This is a genomic window from Methylobacterium mesophilicum (genome assembly GCF_036441335.1).
Lineage (GTDB): Bacteria > Pseudomonadota > Alphaproteobacteria > Rhizobiales > Beijerinckiaceae > Methylobacterium > Methylobacterium mesophilicum_B.
On the sequence record NZ_MLBW01000005.1, the window covers coordinates 138129 to 153559 of the forward strand.

At 71.9% G+C, this 15431-nt stretch carries 18 protein-coding genes; 7 read left to right on the forward strand and 11 right to left on the reverse strand.

Annotation, left to right across the window (positions count from 1 at the left end; translation table 11 throughout):
* Window positions 1–125: 125 nt before the first annotated feature.
* Both MMR14E_RS03695 and MMR14E_RS03700 read left to right on the forward strand, forming a co-directional pair.
* Entirely contained in the window at window positions 126–1601 is a 1476-nt protein-coding gene (locus tag MMR14E_RS03695; RefSeq protein WP_331312861.1) for a GumC family protein, read from the forward strand.
* The gene (locus MMR14E_RS03700) at window positions 1594–2457 is read left to right on the forward strand and encodes a WecB/TagA/CpsF family glycosyltransferase (protein WP_331312862.1); all 864 of its coding nucleotides are present in this window, start codon (window positions 1594–1596) and stop codon (window positions 2455–2457) included. Before MMR14E_RS03695 ends, MMR14E_RS03700 begins: the two co-directional genes overlap by 8 nt.
* Before the next feature lie 2 nt (window positions 2458–2459).
* Here the strand turns inward: MMR14E_RS03700 and MMR14E_RS03705 are convergent, their stop codons facing one another.
* The 5 genes from MMR14E_RS03705 to MMR14E_RS03725 form a co-directional block, all read right to left on the reverse strand.
* Window positions 2460–3035, reverse strand: coding sequence for an NUDIX hydrolase (locus MMR14E_RS03705; protein ID WP_331312863.1), 576 nt, complete (start codon window positions 3033–3035; stop codon window positions 2460–2462).
* 37 nt (window positions 3036–3072) lie between these two features.
* Window positions 3073–3333 carry a sulfurtransferase TusA family protein gene (locus tag MMR14E_RS03710; RefSeq protein WP_331312988.1) on the reverse strand — a complete coding sequence of 87 codons (261 nt, stop codon included), beginning with the start codon at window positions 3331–3333 and terminating at the stop codon, window positions 3073–3075.
* A 78-nt stretch (window positions 3334–3411) separates the two neighbouring features.
* The gene (locus tag MMR14E_RS03715; protein ID WP_331312864.1) at window positions 3412–3759 is read right to left on the reverse strand and encodes a hypothetical protein; all 348 of its coding nucleotides are present in this window, start codon (window positions 3757–3759) and stop codon (window positions 3412–3414) included.
* A 98-nt stretch (window positions 3760–3857) separates the two neighbouring features.
* Complete coding sequence (locus MMR14E_RS03720) at window positions 3858–5225, reverse strand: glutamate--cysteine ligase (RefSeq protein ID WP_331312865.1); 1368 nt, start codon at window positions 5223–5225, stop codon at window positions 3858–3860.
* Window positions 5226–5519: 294 nt separating this feature from the next.
* Window positions 5520–6272 (reverse strand): 16S rRNA (uracil(1498)-N(3))-methyltransferase, encoded by a 753-nt coding sequence (locus MMR14E_RS03725; protein WP_331312866.1) that lies wholly within the window; start codon window positions 6270–6272, stop codon window positions 5520–5522.
* A gap of 220 nt (window positions 6273–6492) precedes the next feature.
* On the opposite strand from MMR14E_RS03725, the gene MMR14E_RS03730 reads away from it, so the two are divergent.
* Together MMR14E_RS03730 and ubiA are read left to right on the forward strand one after the other, a co-directional pair.
* Window positions 6493–6972 (forward strand): hypothetical protein, encoded by a 480-nt coding sequence (locus MMR14E_RS03730; protein ID WP_331294091.1) that lies wholly within the window; start codon window positions 6493–6495, stop codon window positions 6970–6972.
* 88 nt (window positions 6973–7060) lie between these two features.
* Window positions 7061–8008 (forward strand): 4-hydroxybenzoate octaprenyltransferase, encoded by a 948-nt coding sequence (gene ubiA / locus MMR14E_RS03735; RefSeq protein WP_331312867.1) that lies wholly within the window; start codon window positions 7061–7063, stop codon window positions 8006–8008.
* Window positions 8009–8022: 14 nt separating this feature from the next.
* Here ubiA and MMR14E_RS03740 read toward each other — a convergent pair whose 3' ends face one another.
* Window positions 8023–8478, reverse strand: a complete 456-nt coding sequence (locus MMR14E_RS03740; RefSeq protein ID WP_331312868.1) for a DUF6101 family protein — start codon at window positions 8476–8478, stop codon at window positions 8023–8025.
* Window positions 8479–8899: 421 nt separating this feature from the next.
* On the opposite strand from MMR14E_RS03740, the gene MMR14E_RS03745 reads away from it, so the two are divergent.
* Window positions 8900–9715: a 3'(2'),5'-bisphosphate nucleotidase CysQ gene (locus MMR14E_RS03745; RefSeq protein ID WP_331312869.1), complete on the forward strand. Its 816-nt coding sequence runs from the start codon at window positions 8900–8902 to the stop codon at window positions 9713–9715.
* A 41-nt stretch (window positions 9716–9756) separates the two neighbouring features.
* Here MMR14E_RS03745 and MMR14E_RS03750 read toward each other — a convergent pair whose 3' ends face one another.
* Both MMR14E_RS03750 and MMR14E_RS03755 read right to left on the reverse strand, forming a co-directional pair.
* Window positions 9757–9993 (reverse strand): AsnC family transcriptional regulator, encoded by a 237-nt coding sequence (locus MMR14E_RS03750; protein WP_331312870.1) that lies wholly within the window; start codon window positions 9991–9993, stop codon window positions 9757–9759.
* A gap of 216 nt (window positions 9994–10209) precedes the next feature.
* Window positions 10210–10419 carry a cold-shock protein gene (locus MMR14E_RS03755; RefSeq protein WP_010682786.1) on the reverse strand — a complete coding sequence of 70 codons (210 nt, stop codon included), beginning with the start codon at window positions 10417–10419 and terminating at the stop codon, window positions 10210–10212.
* 317 nt (window positions 10420–10736) lie between these two features.
* Here MMR14E_RS03755 and MMR14E_RS03760 point away from each other — a divergent pair, with 317 nt between their 5' ends.
* A complete protein-coding gene (locus tag MMR14E_RS03760) occupies window positions 10737–11126 on the forward strand; it encodes a hypothetical protein (protein WP_012322268.1) in 390 nt (129 codons plus the stop codon).
* A 30-nt stretch (window positions 11127–11156) separates the two neighbouring features.
* On the opposite strand, the gene MMR14E_RS03765 is transcribed toward MMR14E_RS03760, so the two are convergent.
* Window positions 11157–11360: a hypothetical protein gene (locus tag MMR14E_RS03765; RefSeq protein WP_331312871.1), complete on the reverse strand. Its 204-nt coding sequence runs from the start codon at window positions 11358–11360 to the stop codon at window positions 11157–11159.
* A gap of 165 nt (window positions 11361–11525) precedes the next feature.
* On the opposite strand from MMR14E_RS03765, the gene MMR14E_RS03770 reads away from it, so the two are divergent.
* Window positions 11526–12104 (forward strand): type 1 glutamine amidotransferase domain-containing protein, encoded by a 579-nt coding sequence (locus MMR14E_RS03770; RefSeq protein WP_331312872.1) that lies wholly within the window; start codon window positions 11526–11528, stop codon window positions 12102–12104.
* Between the two features lie 33 nt (window positions 12105–12137).
* Here MMR14E_RS03770 and MMR14E_RS03775 read toward each other — a convergent pair whose 3' ends face one another.
* Window positions 12138–13802 carry a calcineurin-like phosphoesterase family protein gene (locus MMR14E_RS03775; RefSeq protein ID WP_331312873.1) on the reverse strand — a complete coding sequence of 555 codons (1665 nt, stop codon included), beginning with the start codon at window positions 13800–13802 and terminating at the stop codon, window positions 12138–12140.
* 214 nt (window positions 13803–14016) lie between these two features.
* Window positions 14017–15315: a L,D-transpeptidase family protein gene (locus MMR14E_RS03780; protein ID WP_331312874.1), complete on the reverse strand. Its 1299-nt coding sequence runs from the start codon at window positions 15313–15315 to the stop codon at window positions 14017–14019.
* Between the last annotated feature and the right edge of the window lie 116 nt (window positions 15316–15431).

The window sequence follows — 15431 nt, forward strand, 5'->3', positions numbered from 1 at the left end:
CGAAGACGGTAGCGCCTCGGGCGAGCGCCTGTTCCAGATCGGCACGAAGCGGGTCAGAACGGGAACGGCGGCGAGGCTGGTGACGGGCGGCGGTCTCCGCCGAGGCAGGTCAGGGAGCGGGGCGTATGTTCGACTTCTCGACGCGGATGAGCGGCGAACAGCCCGTGCGGATGGTGCTGCCGCAGGTCGCGCCGCCGACGGACGGCCGGGTGATCCTGCGCCGCCTGTGGCGCGGCAGCGGCTTCATCGTGCTCGGCGGCCTGTTCATGGTCGCGGTGGCCGTGGCGCTCCTCGGCCTGATCCCGCCGCGCTACACGTCGAGCATCCAGGTCCTGGTGGATCCGAGCGACCTGCGCGTCGTCGAGAACGACGTGAACGCGCGCCAGCCTCAGGCCGACAGCGGCGTGTCGATCGCCGAGAGCCAGGTGCGGGTGATCCAGTCGGACAGCGTCCTGCGCCGGGTGATCGCCAAGCTCCACCTCGACCAGGACGACGAGTTCGTCCTGCCGGACGGCAACAACCCGACCCTGACCTGGATCAAGGGCGCGCTGGGCATGCTGCCCCCGCCGGCGAGCCGCGACCCGGTCATCACCGCCCTCGACACGCTGCAGAACCGGCTCACCGTCCGGCGTGCCGAGCGGACCTTCGTGATCGACGTCTCGGTGCAGTCCCGCGATCCCGAGAAGGCCGCCCGCATCGCCAACGCCGTCGGGGACGCCTACTTCGCCGAGGAGGCCGCGGCCCGGACCGAGACCGCGCGGCGCGCTTCCGACGCCCTGGCGGGCCGGCTCAACAGCCTCAAGCGCGACGTCGAGCAGGCCGAGAGCGCCGTGGTGCGCTACCGCGAGGATCACAAGCTCGTGGCCGCCAGCGGCCGCCTGCTCACCGACCAGCAGCTCGGCGACCTGAACCAGCAGCTCGTCACCGCCTCGATCAAGACCGCCGAGGCCAAGTCGCGCCTGGAGCAGGCGCGCCGCATGCGCTCGTCGGATCCCAGCACCGCCCTGCCGGAGATGCTGCAGAGCCTGGAGATGCAGGCCCTGCGGCAGCAATACGCCACCCTGTCCCGCAACACCGCGGAGCTCGCCACCCGCCTCGGCGAGCGCCACCCGGCCATGGCCGAGCAGTACGCGCAGCAGCGCGACCTGCAGCGCCTGATCCAGCGCGAGAAGGAGCGGATCATCGAGACGACTCAGAAGGATTACGACCGCGCCGCCGCCAGCGAGGCGGCGATCCGGGCCAATCTCGACCGGGTGAAGAACGAGACCGCGTCCAGCGACCGGGCCTATGTCGGCCTGCGCGAGCTGGAGCGGACCCTCGACGCCCGCCGCGGCATCTACGAGGCCTACCTGAAGCGGGCCCGCGAGGCGAGCGAGCAGGAGCGGCTGAACACCACCAACGTCCGGATCATCTCGGCCGCGGTGCCGGCGCGCCAGCGGACCTTCCCGCCCTCGCCCAAGATCGTCCTGCCGGTGGCGCTCGTCCTCGGCCTGCTGCTCGGCGGCGGCATCGCCCTGATGCTGGGCGCCGACAGCGATCGCCGCCGCAACCTGCGCGCCGCCACCCGGCCCGCCGCGAGCTTCCGGGCCGCCGATGCGTGACATCGGCGAGATCAGCCTCTACCTGAGCGCTATGGATCCGATCCTCGGGGAGGCACACACGGTGAGCGCACCGGCCTCCGCGGCGGCCGGGTCGCCGCAGACCGGCGCGACCGTCGAACTCTTCGGCTACCGGTTCCACACCGGTCCCGCCGCGGCCCTCGTGGCCGACATCGCGGCACGGCGAGACGGCCGCCCGCGCATGATCGTGACCGCGAACGTCGATCACATCGTCCAGCTTAGCGAGAACGCGCCGTTCCGCGAGGCCTACGCCCGCGCCGCCGCCAGGACGCTCGACGGGATGCCGCTGGTCTGGCTGGCCCGGAAGGCGTGCGCCAAGCCCGTGCACCGGATCACCGGCCACGATCTCCTGGGCTGCGTCCTGGCCGATCCGCCGGCCTTCGCGAAGCGGGTCTTCTTCGTCTCCGCGCGCCAGGACGCGGCGGACGCGCTGGCGACCCGGCTGCAGGCGGCGGGCCTTCCGCCCGGCGCCGTGGCGAGCGCCGTGCCGCCCTTCGGCTTCGAGCACGACGTGGCCTACAGCCGCGCCCTGGCGGAGCGGATCCGCGCCCACGGGACGACGCTCCTGGTGATGGGCGTCGGCGCGCCCAAATCCGAGATCTGGGTGGATCGCCACGGCCAGACGCTCGGCGAGCCGGTGGTCTTCTGCGTCGGCGACGCTCTCAACGTCGCGGCCGGGTTCCTGCCGCGCGCCCCAGGGCTGATGCAGCGCCTCGGCCTGGAGTGGATCTACCGGTTCCTGCAGGCGCCGCGCCGGCTGTTCCGGCGCTACTTCATCAAGTCGTGGCGCTTCATCGGCCTCGCCGCGCGGGACCAGTTCCGGCGGCGCGCCGGCTGATCTCAGCGCCGCTCCGCGAACAGGTCCGGGCGCCGCAATTGGAGCGCGAAGAGCAGGGTCAGCGACTTCATGTCGGTGATTGCCCCGCGGCAGCCCATGGCGGCCAGTTCCGGCAGCGGGATCTCGTGGACCGCCACGGCCTCGCCCTCGGCGGCGAGCCCGCCGCCCGTCCCGGTCCGGTCGGCCTCACCATAGGCGGCGAGGAACAGGTCCATCCGCTCCGTGGAGATCCCCGGCATCGACCAGGCGCTCGCGACGAAGTCGAGGGCGCTCAGGCGCAGGCCGGTCTCCTCCATCGCCTCGCGCCGCGCCTCGTCCTCGGAGGCGCCCTCGTCGAGGAGCCCGGCCGGCACCTCGATGTGGCTCGGCGGCCCGCCCGAGTACAGGACCGGCGCCCGGAACTGCGAGACGAGCGTGGCGACCCGCCGGTCCGGATCGTAGGGGAGCACCGCCACGGCCCGGCCGTGATCCTCCATCTCCCGCGTGATGCGGGTTCCGTCCTCCTGCATCACCTCGGCGACGAGGTAGCGCGCCCAACCGTCATGTACGAGGCGCACGCCCCCGATCCGTGGTGCCATTCCGATCTCGCCTCGCTGCTGGAGCGCGACGGATCGTTCAGGAATGCGGCGGCCTTGCGGACACGGTGATGCGGAAGCGCAGGCGCCCCTCGCTCAGCCGCTCGGCGGCGTCGAGGCGGGCGCCCTCCTCGCGCACGAGGTTCGGGATGTCGAGGGCGGCCAGCGGGTCGGTGCAGGTCACCACCAGCGTCCGGCCGGGGGCCAGGCCGCGCAGCGCCTTCCGCGTGCGCAGAACCGGGAGCGGGCATTTGAGCCCGCTCAGGTCGAGGTCGACGCAGTCCGGATCCTCGTCCCGCACCCCGGAAGCTCCCGAACCGGCGCGGTTGCCGGCCCCGGCGGTCATAGGCACCGCCGCGCTCGGAAGCCAGTGGCGCTCTCACCATTCGTAGTAGCCGAAGGCGGGTCCCGAATAGCTGTCCGGCGCCGTCCAGACGTAGCGGGGGCCGTGGTACCCGTAGTCGAAGCCGCGGCTCGGGACGGGCGCGTAGGCGTAGCCGTAGCCGAACGGCGCGGGATAGCCGTACTCGCCGTAGTAGCTGTACTCCGGCCGCCCGCGTGCGGCGACGGTGCCGGCGATCCGGCCGGCGGCTCCGGCGTGCCAGCGGCTCGGCGTCGGCGCCGGGCCTGCGCCCTGGATCGGCGCGAGGTCGGCGGCCCGCCCTGTACCGGGGCTCGCCGCCACGGAGGCCAGCCCGGCGAGGATTGCGGCGATGATGCGGGTCATGATGCGGCCTCTCCCTGATCGTGACGCCTTGTCGGAACGTTCCATTAGCACGTTCCAACGGCGATTCGCGCGGGCCGCGGTAGTCGCTCAGGCGGTCGCTAGAAGACGCATTCGGTGAACGCCGGGCGCACGCAGGCGCCCCAGCGCCCCTCGTAGTCGGCGAGCAGATCCTCGGCCCGCGTGCGCCCGGCGGCGACGATCGCCTCGAGCGGCTGCAGGTAGATCACCTCGTCCCGGCCCTCGGCGTCGCGGCGGCCCCGTGCCCGGAGTCCCGCCCGGGCGATCGCCAGCGCTTCGGCGGCGACGGAACCGAGCGTGGTGTTGGCCACCGGCGTCGCGAGACCCAGGCGCGGCGCGGTCGCCCGCGCGGCCTCGCGGTTGGCCGGGCTCCACCCCTTCACGAGGTCGAGGGCCGCGTCGAGGGCCGACTCGTCGTAGAGGAGCCCCGCCCAGAAGGCGGCCTGGGCGGCGATCATGCCGGGGTCGCCGACATCGGCGCCGCGCATCTCCAGGAAGCGCTTGAGCCGCACCTCCGGGAAGGCCGTGGAGGCGTGGTTGGCCCAGTCGGAGACCGTGGCGAACTCCCCGGGCAGCTGCGGGAGCTTGCCGGCCATCAGGTCGCGGAACGAGGCGCCCGACACGTCGTGGTAGGTGTCGCCCCGCTTGACGAAGTACATGGGCATGTCGAGCAGCCAGTCGACATAGGCCTCGTAGCCGAACCCCGCGTCGAACGCGAAGGGCAGCATTCCGGTCCGGTGGGCATCCGTGTCGCGCCAGATCTCGGACCGGCGCGACAGGAAGCCGTTCGGCCGGCCGTCTGTGAAGGGCGAGTTGGCGAAGAGCGCGGTCGCGACCGGCTGCAGCGCCAGGGACGCGCGCATCTTGCGCACCATGTCGGCCTCGGAGGCGAAATCGAGATTCACCTGCACGGTGGCGGTGCGCAGCATCATGTCGAGGCCGAGGGACCCGACCTTCGGCATGTAGCCGGCCATGATTCGGTAGCGGCTCTTGGGCATGACCGGCGTCTCGTCGCGCCGCCATCGCGGGCTCATGCCCAGCGTCAGGAAGCCGATGCCCAGGGGATCGGCGACCCGTTTCGTGGCGGCGAGGTGCGTGGCGAGTTCCGCCGCCGTGGCGTGAACGTCGGGAAGCGCGGCGCCGGACAGCTCGAACTGGCCGCCGGGCTCAATCGAGATCGCGCCGCCCGCCTCCGCCGACAGGCCGATGATGTTGCCGAGATCGAGGATCGGCTCCCAGCCGGTCTCGCGGGCGAGCCCCTCGAGCAGCGCCCGGATGCCGCGGTCGCCCTCGTAGGGCACGGGTGTCCGGGTCTCCCGATAGAACGGGATCTTCTCGTGCTCGGTGCCTATCGCGAAGCGCGCGCGCGGCTTCTCGCCCGCCGCGAACCAGTCGATCAGTTCGGCGCGCGTGGTGAGCGGCGTGGTGTCGTTGCTGTCGCGCGCCATGCGCTGCCTGCCCGTGCGTCTGACGTGTGCCTGGGAACGGGCGCGCCGGACTGCTCCGGCGGATCCACCCGGTACAAACCCGCTCTCGCGAGCGGGATCCGGGCGGACACCCGCCCCCGACCCCGATGAGCACGCGGCGCAGGCGGCGTCCGATCCGGGACATAATCGAGCCGCCGTGAACCCACAACGCGGCGGCCTCGACCGGCGCGCCGCTTCACGTCTGATCCGACGGAACAATCGGCCGGCGCAGTCCTCCCATGTGCGCGGGCACACATGGACCGGACCGGCGCACCGTCAGCGCGCGTCGCCCAGCACCGCCTGGACCAGGGCCAGCACGGCGACCGCGGCGGTGTCGGCCCGCAGGATGCGCGGCCCGAGGGAGAGCGCCACGGTGTTCGGCCGCGCCCGGATCAGCGCCCGCTCCTCCTCCGAGAAGCCGCCCTCGGGACCGACCACCACGGCGAGCGGGGGCGGCGCCAGCGGGTCGCCGGCAGCCCTCAGCGCCGCGACCGGATCGCACACCGGCGCGTCCTCGTCGCAGAAGACCAGGAGCCGCTCGGGCGCCAGGGCCGCGAGCGCGGCCGGGAGGCGCTCGGGCTCCGGACAATCGGGAATCGCCAGGATCCCGCACTGCTCGGCGGCCTCGACGGCGTTGGCCCGCAGCCGGTCCATGTTGACGCGGTCGCCCTGCGTGAACCGGGTGATGACCGGCCGAATCGTCCCGGCTCCCATCTCCACCGCCTTCTGCGCGAGGTAGTCGAGGCGCGCGCTCTTCAGCGGGGCGAACAGGTAGTGCAGGTCGGCGCGCCCGGGCTGCGGACGCGTCCGCGCGGCGACGCGCAGGTCGGCACCCTTGCGCCCGGTCTGGACCAGATGCGCCCGCCACTCGCCGTCGCGGCCGTTGAAGACCAGGACCGGATCGTCCGGCCCGCGGCGCAGCACGTTGAGCAGGTAGTTGGCCTGGGCACGGTCGAGGGGCAGAATCACCCCCGCGGCGAGATCGGCCGCGACGTGAAGGCGCGGAGCGGTGAAGTCATAGGCCGGCATGGCGGCGTGGTCGCGCGGGCCGGCGAGGCTGTCAACGCGGAGCGCGGCGTCGAAAGTGTTGCCGAATGGTTACGAGCCCCGGTTTTCGGCAGGCAGTCCACCGGTGCATGGCGCAGCCGGTTTGCCGCTCGAATGACGCCACAATCCTATGGCGAACCCAACGGAACGGAAGAGAGCCGGCCGCTCGCGGATTCGGCAGGGGCGTCGAGGGAGTCGCGGAATGGCGAAGGGGAGTCTGAAGCTGGGGGCGGCGGTGCTGGTCGGCACCGTTCTGTTCGGCACGGCGGCGTTCGCGCAGAGCGCGGCCCCCGAATGCGGCGCCATCCAGAAGACCCTGGCCGAGCGCAAGGCCCTGGTCGGCCGCGCCAACGCGGCGTCGCAGTCCAAGAAGAAGATGACTCCGCAGGAGGCCTGCGCCCTGTTCGGGAAGCTCCAGTCCAACGGCGCCGAGGGCATGAAGTGGATCGCCGCCAACAAGGAATGGTGCTCGATCCCCGATTCCTTCGCCGAGGGCTTCAAGGCCGACCACATGAAGGTCAGCGGCATCCGCACCAAGATCTGCAGCGTCGCCGCCCAGGCGACCAAGATGGAGGCGCAGGCCCGCGCACAGGCCCAGGCTCAGGCAGGCGGCGGCGGCGGCGGGCTGCTCGGCGGTCCGGGCTTGACCGGAAGCTTCAAGCTGCCGCAGGGCGCTCTCTGAGATCGTCTGAGAGGATCACGGATCCGGCGCGGGTCCCCCCTCTGCAGCGGCGGGGGATTCACGTGCGGGACGACCGGAGATCCGACCGATGAACGGCACGGTGTTTGACGACGGGCGACCGGCCGATGCCGTCTCCGGGCACTGGGTCGACCGGCGGGCGCCCCGTCCCTGGCGCCCTTACCTGCGCCTCGCCCGGATCGACCGGCCGATCGGCTGGTGGCTCCTCCTCCTGCCCTGCTGGTGGTCGGCCGCCCTGGCGGCGATCGCCGCGGACCAGGCTTTCCCCGATCCCTGGCACTGCCTCCTGTTCCTGATCGGCGCGGTGGCGATGCGCGGGGCGGGCTCGACCTACAACGACATCGCCGACCGCGACCTCGACGCGCAGGTCGAGCGCACGCGCCTGCGCCCCCTGCCCTCCGGGCAGGTGCGGCCCCGCCACGCGGCCCTGTTCCTGGTGATCCAGGCCCTGATCGGGCTCGCCGTCCTGCTGCAGTTCAACGCCGAGGCGGTGGTGATCGGCCTCTGCTCGCTCCTGCCGGTGGCGATCTACCCGTTCATGAAACGGGTCATGCCGCTGCCGCAGGCGATCCTGGGCCTCGCTTTCGCCTGGGGCGCGCTGATGGGCTGGGCCGCCGTGTTCGCCCGCCTCGACCCGCCGGCGCTGCTGCTCTACGCGGGCGCCCTGTGCTGGGTGATCGGCTACGACACGATCTACGCGGTGCAGGATATCGAAGACGACGAGATCGCGGGGATCCGGTCCTCGGCCCGCCTGTTCGGCCGGCACGTGCGGCTCGCCATCGGGCTCTGCTACGCGCTGGCCACTCTGTTCGTGGTGCTGGCGGCGCGCGGGGCCGGAGCGGGGCTCGTCGGGTATCTGGGGGTCGCCGCCTTCGCCGGGCACCTCGCCTGGCAGGTCCTGTCGCTGCGCGAACGCGACGGCCGCGGGGCTCTCACGCTGTTCCGGTCGAACCGGGACGCGGGCTTGATCCTGTTCGTCGGCCTCACCGCCGACGCCGTGCTACGCAACCTGTTCTAGGCGCGGCCGCCCCCTCAGGTGCGGGCGATGATCTCGTTCTCGCCGCGGAAGATCTGCGGGCGCGCCGGCAGCCGGCCGGTCTTGCGGCGGGCGAGGAAGCGCGGGCGGCGGCGGCCGAGGCCGGCATGGCGGCGACGGATGCGGACCTGACCGAGAATCAGCCGGCCGATCTGCTGGGAGACCGGGACGAGGAGGCCGTCCTCCCGGACGATCATCCGCACGAGGCCCGCCCGCGCCGCGATGTCGCGCCACACGGCGACGACGTCGTCCTCCTCGAAGCTGCCGAGGCGCTGCAGCACGTCCCCTTCGTCATCGACGAGGATCAGGCTGAACCGGTCGGCGCCCACGATCTCCGCGTCCTCGGCGGCGTAGGCGAGCGCGATCCCGGCGGCCCGGCGCGCGCCGGAGGCGCGGCCGATCACCGGAAGCGGCGAGGCGACGAAGCGGGGCGCGGTGTCGGCACCGTGCATCGAGGGTCCTGCGTGGCTTCTGTCCGTGGCCGGGGAAGTGTTCATCGGTCCGAGTCCCTGGAGCAAGTGGCGGCCCCTGTCGGGCCGTCCGTTATGCCAAGCAAAATCGCACCCGAACTCCTCCGCACCGCTTAAGAGCCGTCGTTAAGCGAATCTGGACAGCGCTGTCATTTGCGGAATGCTCAATGCTTCCTTGAATGCTCAACATTTCCTTGCGCAGATCGGTCGTTATCGATCGATCAACCAGCGTCCTTGTGGCGCTGCGGGCGGCGCCGTACAACGGGGCGACCGGGCGCGCGATCCTCCGCGCCGGGTCTTCTCAGCCCGAGCGGGTGAGCCCAGGCGGGCCCGGACGTCCGCGTCGGCGGACGGGCCGGACGGCTGGGCCCTCGCGGGCCGCACGGATTCCACGCGGAGCGCGATGCCCGAGCCTCTCACCGACGATGCCGTATCCGCCCTGATGCCGGAGCTGCGCGCCGTGATGCGCGAGGCCGCCGACATCGCCCGGCCGTTCTTCAGGCTCGGCGGACAGACCTCGGCCCGCATCTGGTCGAAGGCCGGCGGCTCGCCGGTGACCGAGGCGGACGTCGCGGTCGACGCCTTCCTGAAGGTGCGCCTGAGCGCCCTCGTGCCGCGGGCGGCGTGGCTGTCGGAGGAGACGGCCGACGACCCGGCCCGCCTGGGCCACGATCTCGTCTGGATCGTCGACCCGATCGACGGGACGCGGGCCTTCCTGTCCGGCCATCCGGACTGGTCGATCGCGGTGGCGCTCCTGTCGCGCGGCGAGCCGCTGATCGGCTTCGTCCACGCGCCGGTGGGCGACGCGGATTACGAGGCCGTGCGCGGGCGCGGCGCGACGCGGAACGGCGAGCCGATCCGCGTCGATCCCAGGCAGAGCCTGCCGGGCGCCCGCATCACCGGCCCGAAGCCGATGCTCGACCGCCTGGCCCGGGGCGCCGGAGCGGACCCGGATTTCGAGGTGATCGCGCGGATCCCGTCCCTCGCCCTGCGGCTCGCCCGCGTGGCGGACGGGACGGTCGATGTCGGGATGATCTCAGGGAATGCCCGCGACTGGGACTTGGCCGCCGCCGACCTCGTTCTGCGCGAGGCGGGCGGCGTCGTCTGCGATTTCTCCGGGGCGGCGACGCCGTACAATCGGGCCGACCCGGTGCACGGCGAGCTGCTCGCCGCGCCGGTGGGCCTGCGCGAGCCGGTGCTCGCCGCCTGGGACCGCTGAGGCCGAGGCCCCGGACGATCCCGCGCGAGCGGCGGACGGCCTCAGGCCGCCGCGGCCTCGCGGATCTTCACCGCGGCGGGCGCGAGCCCGAGACGCTCGGCGAGATGCCAGTGCAGCTCACGCGGGGAGTGGTAGTTGTAGGACCGGTCGATCAGGTTGCTGAGATCGGCCCCGGTCTGATCCGCGGTCTTGGCCCGCGCCAGCTTGCCGACCCGGAAGGTCGGGGCATCGGTGACGGGGGAACGGACGCCGCGGCGCCGTGTGTACTCGAATAGCATCAATGTCTTTTCTTTTCTGGACCGGACGTTGGCTGCGCCCGGCGTCGTTTCTGGGATATTGCCTCCGACGCGACCCGATCCGGGCAGTCTCGCCCGGGAAGGCAGCGTCGGAAGGGGGAACCGCGTCTGGCGGCCGCTTCAGGCGTCACCCGCGACCTCCGGTTGCGCACGCTGGCGCACCGACAGCCGCGGGAGGCGCATCAGAACCCGTGACGGTCAGGCCGCCTGCAGGTTGCCCGCGGCGTCCTTGCCGCTGCGCTTGTCCGTGAGGATCTCGTAGGTGATCCGCTGGCCCTCGATCAGGTTGCGCATTCCGGCGCGCTCAACGGCCGAGATGTGGACGAACACGTCCTTGCCGCCATCGTCGGGCTGGATGAAACCGTAGCCCTTGGTCTCATTGAACCACTTCACAGTGCCGGTATTCACGTAGTGTACCTCGTTCGTCCATAGGCCATCCGCGCGGCACGGGGGCCGCGTGATGCACCACGGTCTTTCTGGATTTGGCCAGTGCGGCGGGGCGCGAGTCGCTGAACCTTGAACAGCGTCAGCCTCGGTGGATAAGCCCCCCGAGGACGTATTTAGGCGCAGGCTGCGGCCGCAACAAGGCATGGGCGGCGTATCATCTGCGTCGCAGGCCCGGTCCGGGAGGCAGCCGAGCGGCACCGCCCCCTGTGATTCCGGGCATTCACGATGCATATACGGAATGCGCTCAAGCAGTTAAGGCGCGTGGCTCTGGACGATACATGGCAGGCATCTCGGTCTCGCTGGACGGTGCGAACATCCAGCTCTCCTTCCAGAAGGACGATCAGGCGACGGCGGTGGTGATGGATGCCCGCGCCGCCCGGGCGCTGGTGCGCGCCGTCGGGCAGCTCCTCACGGCGATCGACGATACCGACGAGCCCGACATGGCCGACGAGATGGGCGACGAGGAGGTCGCCATGCTCGACGTGACGTCGTCGGCCATCGAGATCGGCACCGACGACGAGGGCCAGGCGGTGGTCGCCCTGCAGGCCGGCGCGCTGCCGCCGTTCCAGCTCCGCCTGACGGACGAAGAGGCCCGCCACGTCGTGACGAGCCTCTCCGAGATCCTCAATGCCCCGCGCGACGTGCGGACCTCGCACGGCGGTCACTGACGGCCGGGCGCACAGCCGTCGCGGGCGCCGTCACATGCGCGTACCCGGATCCGTCGGCGTGCCGGGGAAGATGTCCGGCTCGGAGCCCGGACCGCCGGGTTCGCCGATCCCGGGATCGTTCACCGGATAGGGCGTGCGCGGGCCGGTCGGGCCGATATCGGGCTGCTCTTCGGGCACCGGCGGGGGCGGCGGCAGGTCGCCGGGCGTGGGCTCGGGAAGGCCGGGATTGGCCATGACGCGACTCCTGGTGGTTGGGATGGGGACCAACGGGCCGCCCTCGCGGGGGTTCCGAACGCCGGCCCGGCGTCCGCTCCTACACGCGGCCGGCGGCCCAGGGCCGCGGGAACGGGCGGGACGACCCTCCGTTAGCCGGGGAGATCCCCGAATCGGAGACCCGCCATGCCCGACATCCGCCAAGCCAAGATCCTGATCCTCGCCACGGACGGTTTCGAGGAGAGCGAGCTGACCGTCCCGCAGACGAAGCTCACCGAGGCCGGCGCCACCGTGACCGTCGCCGCCCCCCAGTCGCGCCAGAGCAAGGGCACGATCCGCGGCTGGGACAAGACCGATTGGGGCAAGGCGGTCGCGGTCGACACCGATCTGGAGCAGGTCGACCCGGCCTCCTACGACGCCCTCGTCCTCCCGGGCGGCCAGATCAATCCGGACAAGCTCCGGCTCGAGCCGCAGGCCCTCGCCCTGATCAAGAGCTTCCTGGCCTCCGGCAAGGTCGTGGCCGCGATCTGCCACGCCCCGTGGCTGCTCATCGAGACCGGCGCGGCCAAGGGCCGCGACCTGACCTCGTTCAGCTCGATCCGGACCGACGTGATCAATGCCGGCGGACGCTGGCACGACAAGGAAGTCGTCACCGACCACGGCATCGTCACGAGCCGCAACCCGGGCGACCTCGACGCCTTCTGCGCGAAGATCGTCGAGGAGATCCGTGAAGGCGGCCACGGCGCCCGCCAGCTGGCGGCCTGAGCCGCGCGGGCGCCGGACGACCGGCGCCCGGTCTCAGCCCCGGCCGCGCTCCCCGGTGACTTCCAGCACCGTGAAGCCGCGGATCGGGCGGCCGTACTCGTCCGCGCCCTCCACGGTCACCCGGTGGGCGCCGGGCGCGAGGTCGTCCGGCAGTCGCGCCGTCCAGATATGGGTCGAGGGCACCGCCTTGACCCAGCTCTTCCTGGTCTCCGGGTAGCGCTCGTAGAGCTCGGTGACGAACGGGTCGAGGCGGCGGGTCCGCGCCATCGGCCGGGGCGGCGCGTCCCCGATCCGGAACGCGAGCCGCGTGCGCGGGCCGCCGTCGAAGACGTTCACCACCAGGGTCGTGTCGGTGAGCGCGTCCTGCGGCACCGGCGGCCGGAGACCCTGCACCGGCCGGGTCCAGCGCACCACCTCGGGCGCGCCGGCCCGCAGCTCGCTCTCGAACAGGATCCGCATCGTCTCGTCCGGCTGGCCCTGCGCGGCGACGTAGCGCGACGTGTAGGCGGTGCCGCGGATCGACAGGACGTGGAACCCGTTCGGCGTGCCGTCGCGGCTGTCGGCCGACGGGATGCCGGTGCGGGTGTCGGGACCGCTCCACCACGAGCCCGAGACGGCGGTGAGCACGTGGTGGTGGTGCCCGTCGGCGAGGTCATGGTGCTCGGTCGTGTGAGTGTGGCCGGCGAGGCTCAGGACCTTGCGGCCGGCGAGCAGTGCGAGGAGCGCGGCGCGGTCGGTGGTGGTGTTGCGCGGATCGTCCGGCGCGGTGTCGGTGTGCAGCGGGATGTGCATGGCCAGCACGATCAGGTCGTCGCGCGGGATCTCGGCCAGGAGGTTGCGCAGGAAGGCCAGGTTGCGGTCGCCGATCCGCCCTCGGTAGGTGTTGGCGCCGACCGGAACCGGCGGCCCGAGCCACTCGACGTTGTCGAGCATCACGAACCACGCCCGGCCGTGCCGGAACGCGTAGGTCGGTGCCCCGAACACCCGCTTCCAGGTCTCGCGGCTATAGCGCGCGTCCGGCGCCTGCATGTTGAGGTCGTGGTTGCCCGGCAGGCTGTACCAGGGCAGGCCGATCCGCCCGACGATCCGGTTGGACCGGCCGTAGAGCGAGAGATCGTCGAACAGCACGTCGCCGGTGGTCAGGCCGAAGGCCGCCGGGATCGCGAGGGCGCGGGCGACCGCGGTGTCCCGCACGTGGTCCAGCTCGAACCGGCTCTCGGGCTGGGGATCGGTGAACAGCACGACGTCGAAGTCGTCCGGCTCGTCCGTGCGGGTCAGGGTGAAGTCGATCGAGGCCGGGAGCGGGCCGGTGGGGGCGAGCCCGCGGTAGCGCAGGCCGAGCTCCGCGGGCGTGCCCCCGGGCTGGTGAATGTAAGAGTGCCGGGGCACGTTGTCGGCGTCGCGCGGCAGGGCGTAGCCGGGCGGCTTGATGACGAAGACCGCGCCGTCGCCCGGCATCGGCAGGCGGTAGCGGCCCCGGTCGTCGGTCCGCGCGATCTCGCGACCGTTGGAGACCAGCACGCCCGGCAGCGGGACCGGCTCCACGCCGGCCGCGTCGCGCGCGGTGACGATCCCGATGGCCTCAGCGGCCCCGGCGGCCTCCTGCGCGCCGGCCCGGCCCGCGACGAGGCCGAGGGCGGCGGCGCCCGCTACGGTGCCCCGGCGGGTCAGGCCTCCGGGTTTTGTGTCGCGCGACATGGGCGGCTCCTGCACGGCTTCGCGGCGCGTCGTCCCGCGGACGGGCGGAGCCCGGCTCCGGGACGCAGCCCCCCGCGGCCAAGCAGACGCGTTTGACCTCCGGATGACAGAGGTGGCCCCGAACGCGCGAGGCCCGCGCCTCGGCAGAGGTGCGGGCCTCGGATCGGGTGCGACGGGCGGGCGTCGCCGGGAGCGGCCGGCGCCCGCGGATCGACTACTCCTCGTCGCCGGGCTCGAAGGTCTGCGGCATCGGCTCGGCGCTGGCGACCGGGGTCGGCGCGCCGATGGTCGAGGGCACATTCACGCCGTCGCGCTTGTAGATGTCGTCGCGGAACTGGACGATGCCGTCCGGTGTCGACCAAGCGGTGATGTAGGTCCAGTAGACCGGCACCGGCTGGGCGATGTTGGCGTCGACGCGCTTGCCGCTCTCGATCGCCTCTTCGACCTTCTGGCGGTCCCAGCCGGGCGTGTCCTTCAGCAGCCACGTGATGTACTCGCGCACGTTCTGCACGCGCACGCAGCCCGACGAGATGAAGCGGAAATCGTCGCCGAACACGCCCTTGGTGTTCGTGTCGTGCATGAACACGCCGTAGGGGTTCGGGATGTTGATGCGCACGATGCCCATCGAGTTGAAGTCGGCGCCCGAATCCTGCCGGTAGGTGTAGCGGGTGCCCTCGTCCGAGAACCAGTTCACCGACTTCGGCGAGACCTCGGAGCCGTTCGACAGGATCCGGATCTTGTTGTCCGTGAGGTAGTTCGGATCCTTCTGCATCTTCGGGATCAGGTCCTTCTTCACGATGGAAGCCGGGACCGTCCAGGTCGGGTTGAAATTGATCTGCGTCGCCTTGGTGTTCATGATCGGCGACTGGCGGTCGATCTTGCCCACGCCGGCGGCGTGGAGCGTGACGACCTGACCGTTCTCGACCGTCTCGACGAGCGCGGCCGGGATGTTGGTGATCACGAAGCGCCGTCCGAGATCGCCCGAGTAGGAGCGCAGGCGCACGACGTTGATCTCGAGCTGGCGCAGGCGCACCTCGGCCGGGACGTTCATGGCCTGCTGGGTGGCCATCGTCATCGCGCCGGTCTGGCTGAGGCCGTGCCGGGCCTGGAACCGCTTCACGCCCGCGGCGACGTACGAATCGTAGACGCCCGACCCGCCCGCGGCCGGATCGAGGTCACCGGTGACGATCAGGCGCTGGCGGATGGCCGCCACGGCCGGGCCGCGCGAGCCGACCCGCAGATGGTCGGCGCCGGAAACCTGCCGCCAGCCGCCGCGGGCGACGATGTCCTTGTAGCGCTCCACCATCTGCTCGGTGGACGCCACGGTCTGTGGCGAGAGGATCGGGACCGTCTCGCGCTGCACCTGCATGCCGGCGGGTGAGGCGTAGTCCTGCGCCCACTCGGCCTGGGCATAGTTGCCCTGATCGCGGGCTTGGGCGCCGCCGATGCCGAGCGTGCCGAGGGCGGCGACGCCGAGGATCGCGGTGAACCGGTTTTGTGCCTTCTTGCGCATCGGTCGCTGGCTCTGGTCCGGGGTTCGTCAGGTCGTGACGGGAGCGGATTGTCTCGGGCGTCACGGTGTCGGGATGGCGTTAAGACTCCCTATCGAAGGGGCCGGAATGTGGCGTC

Excerpts from the sequence above, each read along its gene's own strand:
- MMR14E_RS03740 (WP_331312868.1), bottom strand. The coding sequence starts at position 8,478 with ATGCACGGTGCCGACACCGCGCCCCGCTTCGTCGCCTCGCCGCTTCCG.
- MMR14E_RS03780 (WP_331312874.1), bottom strand. The coding sequence starts at position 15,315 with ATGCGCAAGAAGGCACAAAACCGGTTCACCGCGATCCTCGGCGTCGCC.
- MMR14E_RS03715 (WP_331312864.1), bottom strand. The coding sequence starts at position 3,759 with ATGACCCGCATCATCGCCGCAATCCTCGCCGGGCTGGCCTCCGTGGCG.
- MMR14E_RS03770 (WP_331312872.1), top strand. The coding sequence starts at position 11,526 with ATGCCCGACATCCGCCAAGCCAAGATCCTGATCCTCGCCACGGACGGT.
- MMR14E_RS03695 (WP_331312861.1), top strand. The coding sequence starts at position 126 with ATGTTCGACTTCTCGACGCGGATGAGCGGCGAACAGCCCGTGCGGATG.
- ubiA (WP_331312867.1), top strand. The coding sequence starts at position 7,061 with ATGAACGGCACGGTGTTTGACGACGGGCGACCGGCCGATGCCGTCTCC.
- MMR14E_RS03725 (WP_331312866.1), bottom strand. The coding sequence starts at position 6,272 with ATGCCGGCCTATGACTTCACCGCTCCGCGCCTTCACGTCGCGGCCGAT.
- MMR14E_RS03750 (WP_331312870.1), bottom strand. The coding sequence starts at position 9,993 with ATGCTATTCGAGTACACACGGCGCCGCGGCGTCCGTTCCCCCGTCACC.
- MMR14E_RS03730 (WP_331294091.1), top strand. The coding sequence starts at position 6,493 with ATGGCGAAGGGGAGTCTGAAGCTGGGGGCGGCGGTGCTGGTCGGCACC.
- MMR14E_RS03760 (WP_012322268.1), top strand. The coding sequence starts at position 10,737 with ATGGCAGGCATCTCGGTCTCGCTGGACGGTGCGAACATCCAGCTCTCC.
- MMR14E_RS03745 (WP_331312869.1), top strand. The coding sequence starts at position 8,900 with ATGCCCGAGCCTCTCACCGACGATGCCGTATCCGCCCTGATGCCGGAG.
- MMR14E_RS03705 (WP_331312863.1), bottom strand. The coding sequence starts at position 3,035 with ATGGCACCACGGATCGGGGGCGTGCGCCTCGTACATGACGGTTGGGCG.
- MMR14E_RS03700 (WP_331312862.1), top strand. The coding sequence starts at position 1,594 with ATGCGTGACATCGGCGAGATCAGCCTCTACCTGAGCGCTATGGATCCG.
- MMR14E_RS03765 (WP_331312871.1), bottom strand. The coding sequence starts at position 11,360 with ATGGCCAATCCCGGCCTTCCCGAGCCCACGCCCGGCGACCTGCCGCCG.
- MMR14E_RS03775 (WP_331312873.1), bottom strand. The coding sequence starts at position 13,802 with ATGTCGCGCGACACAAAACCCGGAGGCCTGACCCGCCGGGGCACCGTA.
- MMR14E_RS03720 (WP_331312865.1), bottom strand. The coding sequence starts at position 5,225 with ATGGCGCGCGACAGCAACGACACCACGCCGCTCACCACGCGCGCCGAA.